The 13,226-nt window shown below is 74.5% G+C and carries 10 protein-coding genes, 1 other RNA gene and 1 pseudogene; 8 read left to right on the top strand and 4 right to left on the bottom strand.

Features of this window, described 5'->3' with window-relative positions:
• Positions 1-968: 968 nt before the first annotated feature.
• From OO63_RS37750 to OO63_RS37735, 4 genes are all read left to right on the top strand, one after another.
• Positions 969-1,955: an ABC transporter substrate-binding protein gene (locus OO63_RS37750; protein ID WP_051811590.1), complete on the top strand. Its 987-nt coding sequence runs from the start codon at positions 969-971 to the stop codon at positions 1,953-1,955.
• A gap of 91 nt (positions 1,956-2,046) precedes the next feature.
• A complete protein-coding gene (locus tag OO63_RS37745) occupies positions 2,047-2,940 on the top strand; it encodes a Nif3-like dinuclear metal center hexameric protein (RefSeq protein WP_030362309.1) in 894 nt (297 codons plus the stop codon).
• The gene (locus OO63_RS46445; protein ID WP_199819543.1) at positions 2,937-3,680 is read left to right on the top strand and encodes a zinc ribbon domain-containing protein; all 744 of its coding nucleotides are present in this window, start codon (positions 2,937-2,939) and stop codon (positions 3,678-3,680) included. The genes OO63_RS37745 and OO63_RS46445 overlap by 4 nt, the downstream gene beginning before the upstream one ends.
• Before the next feature lie 12 nt (positions 3,681-3,692).
• Positions 3,693-5,090, top strand: a complete 1,398-nt coding sequence (locus OO63_RS37735; RefSeq protein WP_030362307.1) for a bifunctional RNase H/acid phosphatase — start codon at positions 3,693-3,695, stop codon at positions 5,088-5,090.
• Between the two features lie 70 nt (positions 5,091-5,160).
• Here OO63_RS37735 and eda read toward each other — a convergent pair whose 3' ends face one another.
• Both eda and yaaA read right to left on the bottom strand, forming a co-directional pair.
• Positions 5,161-5,796: a bifunctional 4-hydroxy-2-oxoglutarate aldolase/2-dehydro-3-deoxy-phosphogluconate aldolase gene (gene eda / locus OO63_RS37730; RefSeq protein WP_030362306.1), complete on the bottom strand. Its 636-nt coding sequence runs from the start codon at positions 5,794-5,796 to the stop codon at positions 5,161-5,163.
• Positions 5,797-6,262: 466 nt separating this feature from the next.
• Positions 6,263-7,063 (bottom strand): peroxide stress protein YaaA, encoded by an 801-nt coding sequence (yaaA, locus tag OO63_RS37725; RefSeq protein ID WP_030362305.1) that lies wholly within the window; start codon positions 7,061-7,063, stop codon positions 6,263-6,265.
• Positions 7,064-7,189: 126 nt separating this feature from the next.
• Here yaaA and OO63_RS37720 point away from each other — a divergent pair, with 126 nt between their 5' ends.
• Complete coding sequence (locus OO63_RS37720; RefSeq protein WP_030362304.1) at positions 7,190-8,632, top strand: RNB domain-containing ribonuclease; 1,443 nt, start codon at positions 7,190-7,192, stop codon at positions 8,630-8,632.
• On the opposite strand, the gene OO63_RS37715 is transcribed toward OO63_RS37720, so the two are convergent.
• Positions 8,583-9,245, bottom strand: a complete 663-nt coding sequence (locus OO63_RS37715) for a hypothetical protein (RefSeq protein ID WP_030362303.1) — start codon at positions 9,243-9,245, stop codon at positions 8,583-8,585. The two genes, OO63_RS37720 and OO63_RS37715, sit on opposite strands and share 50 nt — an antisense overlap.
• On the bottom strand, positions 9,242-10,048 hold the full coding sequence (locus OO63_RS37710; protein ID WP_030362302.1) for a MerR family transcriptional regulator: 807 nt from the start codon (positions 10,046-10,048) through the stop codon (positions 9,242-9,244). Before OO63_RS37710 ends, OO63_RS37715 begins: the two co-directional genes overlap by 4 nt.
• Before the next feature lie 218 nt (positions 10,049-10,266).
• Between OO63_RS37710 and OO63_RS37705 the strand changes: the two genes are divergently transcribed.
• The 3 genes and pseudogenes from OO63_RS37705 to rnpB all read left to right on the top strand — a co-directional run bounded on the left by OO63_RS37705 (position 10,267) and on the right by rnpB (position 12,584).
• A complete protein-coding gene (locus OO63_RS37705) occupies positions 10,267-11,175 on the top strand; it encodes an AraC family transcriptional regulator (RefSeq protein ID WP_051811588.1) in 909 nt (302 codons plus the stop codon).
• A 105-nt stretch (positions 11,176-11,280) separates the two neighbouring features.
• Positions 11,281-12,063: pseudogene (locus OO63_RS47865) on the top strand (DMT family transporter); the annotation flags it as partial.
• Between the two features lie 118 nt (positions 12,064-12,181).
• Positions 12,182-12,584: RNase P RNA component class A (rnpB, locus tag OO63_RS42675), an RNA gene on the top strand.
• Positions 12,585-13,226: the final 642 nt, after the last annotated feature.

Here is a 13,226-nt window from a genome sequence, read left to right as displayed (position 1 = left end):
GGCGGGGCGGGTGTGCGGGGCGCGGGCGGTGCGGTTGCCTGGCTGGGGGGAGTCGGTGCGCTCGGGGCCCCGGGGGGAGCTGGTGCGGTTGCCCGGCCGGGGGGTGGCTTGAGGGCGTCCCCGCCGGGGGAGTTCGCCGGTACGCCGCCGTCGAGGGCGGGAGCCGGCGCGCCTGGCCCGCCGGGGGGAGCGGGCCCGCCGACCTGGTCGAACGAGCCGAGGGCATCCAAGCCAGGCTCCGGCGGGGCGGGGGCGGGCGCCGGGACCGGCACTTGGACCGCGATCTGGACCGAGGCCAGGCCCGTGACCGAAGCAGGGTCCGACGGTGAGGTGGGCCCGGGAGCCGCAGCCGGGGCGGGTGTCGGGCCGAGGGCTGGTGTCGGAGCCGGAGCCGGAGCGGGAACCGGAGCCGGTGTGGGACCCGGGGTCGGTGTGGGACCCGGGGCCGGAGCGGGCGCCACCTCCGCCCCGGCCGTGCGCTGCGGTCGGATTCCGGCCGCCGTCCCGTGCCCCGGCGAGGGGGACGGCGGGGGCGGGGACACGGGTGAGGGCTCGGCCACAGGAGCTGTCATCTGGGGTCACCTCCGTCCGCGACGCTAGTTTTCGCACGCACTGGCGTGGCAGGCGAGGCCCCCGGCTTCACGCGTACGTGTGGCGAAGTGACGATTCGCCTGAGAGGGAGGGGGCGACTGTGCTGGCTGGAAAACGGCGCTTATGGTTAGGCGAACCTAAGTTCTCCCCACGCCGGAACCCGGACCCGTACCCGGACCTGAATCCGGCCCCCGGGAACCGGCCCCGCCCCGGACCCCGGCGCCGGTCACCCCCAGACCGCGCCCCCCGGGCCACGCCACCCCCGACCGCACCACCCCGCACAGCCCCCTGGAGCACCGATGTCCCCACGCCAGCGCCCCCGCCACCCTCACCATCCTCACCGCCCCCACCACCGCACCGCGGCCCTCGCCCTCGCCATGGCCGGCGTGCTCGCCCTCTCCGCCTGCGGGTCGGGCGACGACTCCGGCAAGTCCGACCGCGGCACCGGCAGCAAGGCCGTCGCGCAGGGCGGCGACGACTTCGCCAAGGCGGCCGAGAGGACGGCGAAGATGGGCACGAGCGCCAAGCCGGGGCAGTTCCCGCGCACCATCGAGCACGCGCTGGGCAAGACGGAGCTGAAGCAGGCGCCGAAGCGGGTCGTGGTCCTGGACGTCGGCGAGCTGGACAACGTCGTGTCCCTCGGCGTGAAGCCCGTCGGCTACGCCCCCACCGAGGGCGACGACGGCATCCCCTCGTACCTGGAGAAGGACGCGGGCAGCCCGAAGAACGTCGGCACCATCAACGCGCTCAACCTCGAGGCGATCGCGAACCTCAAGCCCGACCTGATCCTCGGCAGCGAGCTGCGTGCCGCCAAGCTCTACCCGCAGCTCGCCAAGATCGCCCCGACCGTCTTCTCCGTGCGCCCCGGCTTCACGTGGAAGGAGAACTACCTCCTCAACGCCGCCGCGCTCGACAAGACGGCCGCCGCCAAGGCGCAGCTCGGCGCGTACGAGAAGAAGGCGAAGGCCCTGGATGAGGACCTCGGCGCCGACAAGCCCACCGTCACGATGCTGCGCTACATGCCCGACCGCATCCGGCTCTACGCCAAGGCGTCGTTCGTCGGCACCATCCTCCAGGACGCCGGTGTGCCGCGGCCCAGGAACCAGCAGGTGAACGATCTCGCCGTGGAGATCAGCCCGGAGAAGATCGACGAGGCCGACGCCGACTGGATCTTCACCGGCGTCTACGGCGACGCCGAGAAGACCGGCCGCTCCGGCGCCGAGAAGAACCCGCTGTGGAAGAAGCTCGACGCGGTCAAGAACGGCCGGGCCAAGGACGTCCCCGACGAGACCTGGTACCTGGGCCTCGGCGTGACGGCGGCGGACAAGGTCCTGGACGACCTCCGCGGCCACCTCGTCAAGTAGCCCGACGGATCGTACGTAGCTGCTTGTCACAGCACTTCAGCTGTACGTGACCCGTGGCCTGCGGGGCGCGGCGGGAAGGTAGCCTTTCTCCGTGCCCCGTCTGTCTGAAGTCATCGCCGCCCTCGACGCCCTGTGGCCCGCGGAGCGGGCCGAGCAGTGGGACGCCGTCGGCACCGTGTGCGGCGACCCCGAGGCCGAGGTCTCGCGGGTCCTGTTCGCGGTCGACCCCGTCCAGGAGATCGTCGACGAGGCGGTGCGTCTGGGCGCGGACCTGCTGGTCACGCACCACCCGCTGTATCTGCGGGGTACGACGACGGTCGCGGCCTCGACCTTCAAGGGCCGCGTCGTGCACGACCTGATCAAGCACGACGTGGCCCTGCACGTCGCGCACACGAACGCCGACTCCGCCGACCCGGGCGTGAGCGACGCCCTCGCGGGCGCCCTCGGCCTGCGCGTCCTGGGGCCGCTCGTGCCGGACGCGTCCGACGCCGCCGGGCGCCGCGGCCTCGGCCGGGTCTGCGAGCTCGAACACCCGCTGCCGCTCGCCGAGTTCGCCGAGCACGCGGCGAAGTGCCTGCCCGCCACCGCGCAGGGCGTCCGGGTCGCGGGCGACCCCGCGCAGATCATCCGCAGGGTCGCCGTCAGCGGCGGCTCCGGAGACAGCCTCTTCGACGCCGTACGGGCCGCGGGCGTGGACGCGTTCCTCACCGCCGACCTGCGCCACCACCCGGTGTCGGAGGCGCGCGCACAGGCGCCGCTCGCGCTGCTCGACGCCGCGCACTGGGCCACCGAGTGGCCGTGGTGCGAGCTGGCCGCGGCGCAGCTCGACGAGATCTCCGACCGGCACGGCTGGGGCCTGCGCGTCCATGTGTCGAAGACCGTGACCGACCCCTGGACCGCCCACGCGGCGTCGTCCACCACCACCCTCGCAGCGAGCGCTACGCGCGCGCCTTCCGACCCCGATTCCCTTGGAGCCCCCAACTGAACGCCGCGCCCGCCGACCAGATCCGTCTCCTCGACCTCCAGGACCTGGACCTGCGCCTCGCGCAGCTCGCGCACAAGCGCGCCTCGCTGCCCGAGCATGCCGAGATCGAGTCCCTGACGAAGGACCTCACGCAGCTCCGTGACCTGCTCGTCGCCGCGACGACGGAGGAGAGCGACTGCGCCCGCGAGCAGACCAAGGCCGAGCAGGACGTGGACCAGGTGCGTCAGCGCGCCGCCCGCGACCAGAAGCGCCTGGACTCCGGTGCGATCACCTCCCCGAAGGACCTGGAGAACCTCCAGAAGGAGATCGCATCGCTCGCCAAGCGCCAGGGCGACCTGGAGGACGTCGTCCTGGAGGTCATGGAGCGCCGTGAGTCCGCGCAGGAGCGCGTGAGCGAGCTGACCGAGCGCGTCGGCTCCGTCCAGTCCAAGGTCGACGACGCGACGAGCCGCCGGGACGCCGCCACCGGCGAGTTCGACCGCGAGGCCGCCAACGTCACCAAGGAGCGCGAGGTCGTCGCGGGGTCGATCCCCGCCGACCTGATCGCGCTCTACGACAAGGTGCGCGCCAAGCAGGGCGGTGTCGGCGCGGCCAAGCTCCACCAGCGGCGCTGTGAGGGCTGCCGGCTGGAGCTCGACATCACCGAGGTGAACGACATCAAGGCGGCGTCGCCCGACAAGGTCGTGCGCTGCGAGAACTGCAGCCGCATCCTGGTGCGCACCTCCGAGTCCGGTCTGTAAGGGGCGGGCGCGGTGCGGGAGTTCATCGTCGAGGCCGACGGCGGCTCCCGGGGCAACCCGGGGCCCGCGGGCTACGGCGCGGTCGTCATCGACGCGGAGTCCGGGGAGACCCTGGCCGAAGCCGCGGAGTACATCGGCGTCGCGACCAACAACGTCGCCGAGTACAAAGGCCTGGTCGCCGGCCTCAAGGCGGCCCACGCCCTGGACCCGGCGGCGAGCGTGCACGTCCGCATGGACTCCAAGCTCGTCGTCGAGCAGATGTCGGGCCGCTGGAAGATCAAGCACCCCGACATGAAGCCCCTCGCCGCCGAGGCCGCGCGGGTCCTGCCCGGGACCCGGGTGACGTACGAGTGGATCCCGCGCGAGAAGAACAAGCACGCGGACCGGCTCGCCAACGAGGCCATGGACGCGGGCAAGCGCGGCGAGCAGTGGTCGCCGTCGGCGTCGACGGCCGAGCTCGACCGGCCCGCCGCGGGCGCGTCCGGTGCCGGTACGCCCGCGGGGCCGCCCGGGGACGCGGCCGCGGGCGCGGCGAAGGCGCGGGCCGCGCTGGCCGGGGCGTCCGCCGGGCGCGGCACGGGCGGCGCCGAGGCCGGGTTCACGGCGAGTGCGCTCGGGGCTGCGGGGGCGGTGGCCCAGGGGGCCGACGTGGCCAAGGGGGCCGACGTGCGGGCCGCGCGGTCCGTGGCGGCCGGTGGCGGCTCGGGTGTCTCCCTCGGGGGTACGACGACCGGGGGCGCCGCCGCGACGGCGGTTCCGCCCGTCGGCTGGGGTGCGTCCGCCGACCTGGGTGCCCCCGCCACCTTCGTACTCCTCCGGCACGGTGAGACGCCGCTGACCCCCCAGAAGCGCTTCTCCGGCAGCGGGGGGAGCAACCCCTCCCTCTCCGACGTCGGCCGGGAGCAGGCCGTCCGCGTGGCCGCCGCGCTCGCCGCGCGCGGCACCGTCCAGGCCGTCGTCTCCTCACCGCTCCTGCGCTGCCAGGAGACCGCCCGGACCGTCGCCGCCCGGCTCGGCCTCGACGTCCACCTCGAAGAGGGCCTGCGCGAGACGGACTTCGGGGACTGGGAGGGGCTGACCTTCGCGGAGGTGCGCGAGCGGCAGCCCGACGCGCTGACCGCGTGGCTGGCCTCGCCGGACGTCGCGCCGCCCGGTGGCGAGTCCTTCACCGAGGTCACGACCCGCGTCGAGGCCGCCCGCGAACGGCTCCTCACCGCCCACGCGGGCCGCACCGTCCTGCTCGTCACGCACGTCACCCCCATCAAGACCCTCGTCCGCCTCGCCCTCGGCGCGCCCCCCGAGTCCCTGTTCCGCATGGAACTCTCGGCGGCCTCGCTGTCGGCGGTGGCGTACTACGCCGACGGCAACGCGAGCCTGCGGCTGCTGAACGACACGGCACACCTGCGCTGAGGCTGTCTGGGCGGCGGGGCCGGTCGGATCCGGCCCCGCCGCCCACCTCCTCGCGCGGTCGCGGTGGTCCTCAGCGCAGGGTCGCCGCCTCGCGGGCCAGGGACTCCACCCGTGCCCAGTCCTTCGCCGCCACCGCGTCCGGCGGGAGCATCCAACTGCCGCCCACGCAGCCCACGTTCGGCAGGGCGAGGTAGGCGGGGGCCGACGTCGCGGAGATGCCGCCCGTCGGGCAGAAGCGGGCCTGGGGGAGCGGGCCGCCGAGCGACTTCAGGTACGGCGTCCCGCCCGCCGCCTCGGCCGGGAAGAACTTCATCTCCGTCACGCCGCGCTCAAGCAGCGCCACGACCTCCGACGTCGTCGAGACCCCCGGCAGGTACGGCAGCCCCGACGCCGCCATCGCGTCGAGCAGCGTTGGCGTCCAGCCGGGGCTCACCAGGAAGCGGGCGCCCGCGTCTGCCGCGGCCGTGACGTTCTCCGGCGAGACGATCGTCCCGGCGCCGACCACCGCGTCCGGGACGCCGTCCGCGATCGCGCGGATCGCGTCCAGGGCCGCGGGGGTCCGCAGGGTCACCTCGATCGCCGGGAGGCCGCCCGCGACCAGGGCTCGGGCCAGGGGGAGGGCGTCCGTGGGGTCGTCGATGACTACTACGGGGACGACCGGGGCTAGGTCCAGCACGGAGGCCTTGGCGGCGGCAGCGGGGTTCATGGGGTCATCGTGCCCCCGCCTACGCACCCTACGCAAAGCCCGTTGCATCCTCCGCAACGTGCCCCGGGGTCACCCCCGCATCGGCGCTCCGCGCCTCGTCCTCAAGCGCCGGACCGGCTTTCTCCCACCCGCCCGCCCAAACCTGCATCTGGCTGAGCAACAGCCCGGCACCCTCAGCTGCGCCGGGGTCACCCCCGTATCGGCGCTCCGCGCCTCGTCCTCAAGCGCCGGACCGGCTTTCTCCCACCCGCCCGCCCAAACCTGCATCTGGCTGGGCAACAGCCCGGCACCCTCAGCCCCGATACGGCTCACGTCGCAGCGCCTTTCCGGCCCGCCCCGGGGAAGTTTCAGCCCGTCCGGCGATTGAGGACGAGGCGCGGAGCGCCGATCGACGGTGCCCCCGTCCCACGGCAACGGGACACCCACCCCCGGGGCCCAGGGGCGCCCCCGCCAGGCCCCGCACCCCTCAATGAATCTCCCGCACCACAACATCCAACCCCCACGCCCGCCCGGCCCGCGCAGGCGGCTCCGCCTCGACGACGTGGCCGAGGTCGCGGAGGGCGGTGACGAGCTCGGCGGGGTCGGCGGGGGAGATGCCGGCGGTGAGGAGGGCCCGCACGATCCGCCCCTTCGTGGCCTTGTTGAAGTGGGAGACGACGGACCGCCGCTCCACCCCGTCGACGACCTGCGCGTGCAGCACGCGGACGGTGGCGGTCCGCCCGGCCACCTCCCCCTTGGGCTTCCACGCGGAGGCGTACGCGGAGGACCGCAGGTCGAGGACGAGCCCGTCCCCGGCGGCCTCGGGCAGCACGGACGCCATGGGCCCGCGCCAGTACGCGCCGAGCGCCCCGAGCCCGGGCAGCTTGACGCCCATGGAGCAGCGGTAGGAGGGGATCTTGTCGGTGACGCCGACGGCCCCCCACAGGCCGGAGAAGACGAGGAGGGAGCGCGCGGCACGCCGCTTGGCGGCGGCGTCGAGGGAGGAGAGGCCGAGGGCGTCGTAGAGGACACCGGTGTAGATCTCCCCGGCGGGCCGCGCCCCGGCGGTCCGCAGCTCGGTGTTCTTGGCGACCTCGCCGCGCAGCCCCTCACTGAGCCCGAGCACCGCACGCGCCTTGTCCTCGTCGGCCGCGCACAGCTCGACGAGTTCGTCGAGGACGGCGGCCCGCGCGTCGGCGAGCCCGGGCAGGGACAGCGACTCCGGTTTGAGGGGCGCCCCCCGCCCGGACGAGGCCTTGCCTTCGGACGGCGGCAACAGGACGAGCACGATCGCTTCTCCGTTTTCCTTTTCGGCCGGGTACGGGTCGCCGTACGGCCGGGTGCGTGCGGGGGGTGCGGCCCCCGCGAAAGCGTACGGGGTGCCGACCCCCGGCCCCCGCCCTACGCTCGGTGCATGCCCCGCCGCCACCTGCATGTGACCGGCGCAGCCGAGGCTCCGCTGCGGGCCGCGCTGCGCGACCTGCGCGCAGAACTCGACGTACCGGAGACGTTCCCGGCCGACGTGCTCGCCGAGGCCGAGCGCGCCGCGGCGGCCCCCCGCCTCCCGGACGAGGACGCGACGGGCGTCCCTTTCTTCACCGTCGACCCGCCGACGTCCGTGGACCTCGACCAGGCGATGCACCTGTCGCGGCGGCCGGACGGCGGCTTCCGGGTGCGGTACGCCATCGCGGACGTGGCCGCGTACGTCACCCCCGAGGGGCCGCTGGACGCGGAGGCGCACCGCCGCGTCACCACCCTCTACTTCCCCGACGGGAAGGTCCCTCTGCACCCCACGCCCCTCAGCGAGGGCGCCGCCAGCCTGCTCCCCGACCAGACCTGCCCGGCCGTCCTGTGGACCCTCGACCTGGACGCGGACGGTCGCACCGTACGCACCGACGTGCGCCGCGCCCTGGTCCGCAGCCGCGCCAAGCTCGACTACGAGGGCGTGCAGCGCGCCGTCGACACGGGCACCGCCGAGGAGCCGCTCGCGCTGCTCGCCGAGGTGGGGCGGCTGCGCGAGCGCCTTGAGGTCGAGCGCGGCGGCATCTCCTTGAACGTGCCCGAGCAGGAGGTCACCGAGAAGGACGGGACGTACGAACTCGGCTTCCGCGCCCCGCTGCCCGCGGACGGCTGGAACGCCCAGATCTCCCTGCTCACCGGCATGGCCGCCGCCGACCTCATGATCGCCTCCGGCGCCGGAGTGCTGCGCACCCTGCCGCTCGCCCCCGACGGCGCCGTCACCCGCCTGCGCCACACCGCGAAGGCACTCGGCATCGACTGGCCGCACCACGTCCCGTACGCCCGTCTCGTCCGTTCCCTCGACCCACGCGACCCGCGCCACGCGGCGTTCCTCCAGGAGTGCACGACGCTGCTGCGCGGCGCCGGGTACACGGCGTTCAGCGGCGGCGAGGTCCCGGAGCTGACGACGCACGCCGCGGTGGCCGCCCCGTACGCGCACTGCACCGCGCCCCTGCGCCGCCTCGTCGACCGCTACGCCGCCGAGCTCTGCCTCGCCGCGTGCGCGGACGCCGGGCCGCCGGACTGGGTGCTCGCCGCGCTGCCCGAGCTGCCCCGGGAGATGGCCGTGGGCACGCGGCGCGCCAACGCCGTGGAGCGCGGCTGCGTGGACATCGTCGAGGCGGCGCTCCTGAAGGACCGGGTGGGGGAGGTGTTCGACGGGGTGGTGGTCGACGTGAAGGAACGCGAACCGGGCGTGGGGACCGTGCAGTTGGCCGAGCCCGCGGTCGTCGCCCGCATCGAGGCGGGGCCGGGCGCGCTGCCGCTGGGGGAGCGGCTGCGGGTGCGGCTCACGCAGGCGGATCCGGGGCGGGCGAAGGTGCTGTTCGCTCCGGCGTGAGGGGGCCGGGACCGGCGGCGGGTCGCGTGAGCGCGTCGACCAGGGCGCGCGGGTCGTCGGCGTGCAGCCGCACCACGCGGGCCTCGGCGGGCAGCCCCAGGGGGCGTACGAAGGCGACGGGCCGGGCGAGTTCGACGGTCACCGTGGTCTGGCTGCCGACGGCGACGTCGAGGGTGCCGTCCTCGTGCACTTGGACGGTGCGCCCCTCGGGATAGCGCCGCTCCACCCGTACCCGTTCGATGTCGGCGGCCGCGATCCGCAGATCGAGGAACTGCCCGTACCGCACCCGCAACGACCCGTCCGCGCCCGCCACATGGGGCCGCGTCACGGACGCCGCGTGCAGCGCGAGGATCTGCAGGACCGTGTAGAGGTCCACGACCAGCAGCGCCGAGTGCACCAGCGGCCACGGCACGATCAGTGCGAGGACGACGGTCTCCACGACCGCCACGAACGCGAAGCCGAAGAGCATCGCCGTCTGCGGTCCGGTGTACGAGGCCGGGCGCGCCCCCGCCCCGAGCCCGTGCCGCCGCCGCGCCACCCACAGCGCGAGGCTGTGGAACCCCCGCAGCTCGTGCACGGCGAGCCGCCGCACGACCCGGACCAGGCGCTTCACAGCGTCCACCCCGTCCGGTCGCCGAGGTGCCCCAGCATCGCGCGCACGGCGGCGGCCTGGGCGGGGGCGAAGTCGTCGAGGAAGGCCTCGCCGAAGGCGCCGCGGTGCCCGGGCCGCTCCGCGCCCTCCTCGTCCTGCTGTCCCTCGGTGAGGGCGGCGAGGAAGTCCTCCGGTACGACGGCCGCGAGATCCCTGCCGAGCGGCTCGACGCGGGGGTCGTCCGGCGGGGCGTCGGCGAGTTCGTCGAGGCGGGCGTACAACGCGCGCACGCGGGCGGCGAGTTCGGGGTCGTCGGCGAGCTGGTGCAGGGCGCCGTAGACGCGGTCGCGGCGGTCCGGGTCGAGGGTGGCGTCGAAGAGGGCCAGGTGTTCGAGGTCCTTGGCGGCGGTGGGCGACCCGGCAGCGGCGGCGGGCCCGAACCGCCCGAACAGCTCCGCGAGCCCCGCGGAGACCGGCCCCTCCCCGGTGAGCAGCCCCTCATCGGCGAGGCGCAGCAGCTCCGCGAGCCGGGCCCGGCGCGCCTTGATGTCCGCCTCCTGGCGGGCCAGGTCGTCGTCAAGCTCGGCGAGCACCTCGGTCAGCTCGCGCCCCGCGTCGTCCGCGAGCACGTCCCGCACCTCGTCGAGGCCGAGCCCCAGCTCGGTGAGCCGCTTGACGCGCGCGAGGACGATGGCCTCGCGGAGCCCGTAGTCCCGGTACCCGTTGGGCCGCCGCGCGGGCTCGGGCAGCAGCCCGAGGTGGTGGTAGTGCCTGATGGCGCGCGTCGTCAGCCCGACGGCGGCGGCGATCTCTCCGATGCGCATGACCTCAGTAGAAACGTTGACGCTGCGGCAAGGTCAAGCGGACGCGGGCGGCGGTGCGCGCGGGCACCGGAACGGGGCATGAAAGGCGGCTGCCGAGACGTTCACCCACTGGGACGAGGCTGACCGCACCGCCGGAGCGCGGGCATGCTGCGTCCGAGAAGCACACGCAAACCGCACTGCCGTGGGCGCACACCCAGGCACGGAAGAGGGTGGGCCCCATGGAGAACCGCACCGACCCGCCGCACGGCACCTCGCCCGGCGAGCGCGCCCTGTGGACCCGGGCCCCGCTGGGCGGCGGCACGTCCCTCGACCTCCTGACCGCCCGCTTCGACCGCCACCGCTACGCCCCGCACGCCCACGAGGAGTTCACCGTGGGCGTCTGCGTCGGCGGCACCGAGATCATCGACTACCGGGGCGGCCGCCTCGACATAGGCCCCGGCTCCCTCGTGATCCTGGCCCCCGGCGAACCGCACACCGGCCGCCCCGGCACCGGCGACGGCTACGCGTACCGCTCGATGTACCCCTCCCCGGACCTGTTCGCCGACGGCGCCTGCACCCCGCCGCACTTCCCCGACGCGGTCCTGGACGACCCCCGGCTCGCGGCGGCGCTGCGGGCCGCCCACACCGGCCTCAGCACGGCCGCCCGGGCGCCGGGCCCGCCGGACCGGCTCGCCGCGCTCACCGCCGAGAGCCGCCTGACCGGCCTGTTCACCGCCCTCGCCGACCGCTACGGCAGCGCACGCCCCGCCCTCGACCCGGCCGCCCCCGTACCCGGCGCGACCACCATCGCCCTGGCCGTCCGCGACCGCCTCGCCGACGACGTCCTCACACCCCCCACCCTCGCCCAACTCGCCGCGGAACTCGGCCTGTCCCGCTACCAGCTGCTCCGCGCCTTCCGTACGACGATGGGAATGCCGCCGTACGCCTGGCTGGCACAGCACCGCGTCAGCCGGGCCCGCGCGCTCCTGGAGAGCGGACTGCGCCCGGCGGCGGTGGCGGGCCGGGTGGGCTTCGCCGACCAGGCCCATCTGACGCGCTGGTTCCGGCGGGTGCTCGGGGTGACACCGGCGGCGTACCGCAGCAGCGTGCGGGCGGGGGAGCGCGCGCTCGGGGCCGGGCGCGCGTGACCGGCACCGAGAGATCGGCACCGGGCAACCGGGCGCCGAACACCTGACACCGGGGCCGCAACAGCGTTCAAGACACGGCCCTCCCCCCTGTCCGAAACTCCCCCCATGACCGCACGAGGCTGGCTTCTCTTCTCCGTCATGGGCGTCCTCTGGGGCATCCCGTACCTCATGATCAAAGTGGCGGTGGACAGCGATCTGACACCGTCGATGGTGGTGTTCACGCGCTGCGCGCTGGGCGCCGCGCTGCTGCTCCCCTTCGCGATACGCCAGGGCGGCATGCCCGCCGTGCTGCGCACGCACTGGCGCCCGATGCTGGCCTTCGCCTGCGTGGAGATCCTCGGCCCCTGGTGGACCCTGACGGACGCCGAACGCCACCTCTCCAGCTCCACGGCGGGCCTCCTGATCGCCGCGGTCCCGATCATCGGGGCGCTCCTGGCCCGCTTCTTCGGCGACACCGAACGCCTCGGCCCGCGCCGGGTGACGGGCCTGGCGCTCGGCTTCGCCGGGGTCGCCGTGCTCACCGTCCCGCACCTGACGGGAGGCAACGCCTGGTCCCTGACGGAGGTCCTGCTCACGGCCCTCGGCTACGCCATCGCCCCCTTGATCGTGGCCCGCCACCTCAAGGACGTACCGACCCTGCAGCTGATCGCGCCCTGCCTGACCCTGGCCGCCCTGGTCTACGCCCCCGCGGCCGCGGCGACCTGGCCCGACACGCTCCCGGACGGCAGGACCCTGGCGGCGCTCGCGGGCCTGGGCGTCATCTGCACGGCCCTCGCCTTCATCGTCTTCCTCGAACTGATCCGCGAGGCGGGCCCGACGCGGGCGGTGGTCTTCACCTACATCAACCCCGCGGTCGCCGCCGCCGCGGGCTTCGCCTTCCTCTCCGAATCCCTCACCGCGACCTTCGCCGCCGCCTTCACCCTGATCCTCGCCGGATCCTTCCTGGCCACGGCCGCCACCGGCACCCGCCCCACGCCCCGGCGGGTACCATGGTCGACACGGCAGACGAGCCGGGCGGACGGCCGCGTGGAGGTCCTTGTGGACCTTCCCGAGGAACGTCCGGGCTCCACAGGGCAAGGTGGTGGCTAACGGCCACCCGGGGTGACCCGCGGGACAGTGCCACAGAGAACAGACCGCCCGGTGCTCAGGCGCCGGGTAAGGGTGAAACGGTGGTGTAAGAGACCACCAGCGCCTGAGGTGACTCAGGCGGCTAGGTAAACCCCACCTGGAGCAAGGTCAAAAGGAGCGCCGTCACACGCGCTCTGCGCGGACGTTCGAGGGCTGCCCGCCCGAGTCCGCGGGTGGACCGCACGAGGCCGGCAGCAATGCCGGTCCTAGATGGATGGCCGTCGCCCCGACGGCCGCGAGGCCCCGGGGCACAGAACCCGGCGTACAGCCCGACTCGTCTGCCGCTCCCGCGTCGGTCCATCCGCGCCGACGATCGGATTCCCCTGCCGGGCCGCTCGCCCGCCCTTCCGGGAACCTCCCTCACATCGTCTGCCCCGCCGGGAACGGCCTTCGCGGCTGCCGGGCACAGCGCGCTTTCGCGTCGCGCCATGCGTGGCTCCAAGATGCCGCCATCCCGTGGCCTCGCAGCCGATGTGCTGTGCCCCGATGAGGTGGACACACCCCCGTGCCCTACTCCGGCGGCGTCTCCCAGGGGCTCTCACGGGTGCGGGGGCGCCTCGACTGCGCCATCCTGGCGCCTGTGGCGTGGCCAGAGGTTACTCGCAACTCCCGGTGCTTTCGGGGCCGCCCGGACGGCTGTCCCGCCCCCCTCTGGTGACCTGTCTCGTACGCCTGAATGTATGTGGCGCCATAGTGGCTCGTCATGGCGCCAAGATGTGTGTCATGATGGCGGCATGGACCTCGCGCTGAATGTGGACAGTCCCCGGCGCACGTTCGTGGCCGTCGCTGTCGCGGGCGGTGCGGACTTGTGTGCCCCCGCAGGGCCTCCCGCCGGATCGCTGGAGTCGGCCGCTGAACCGGCCCCGGCGGACACCCCGCCGGGATGTCTCGACCGCACTCACCCGCGAAGCCGCGCCGAAGGT

Source organism: Streptomyces alboflavus (assembly GCF_000716675.1).
In the GTDB taxonomy this organism is placed as follows: Bacteria; Actinomycetota; Actinomycetes; order Streptomycetales; family Streptomycetaceae; genus Streptomyces; species Streptomyces alboflavus.
Note: the sequence above shows the minus strand (reverse complement) of the source record. Positions and strands in the feature narration are given on the sequence as shown.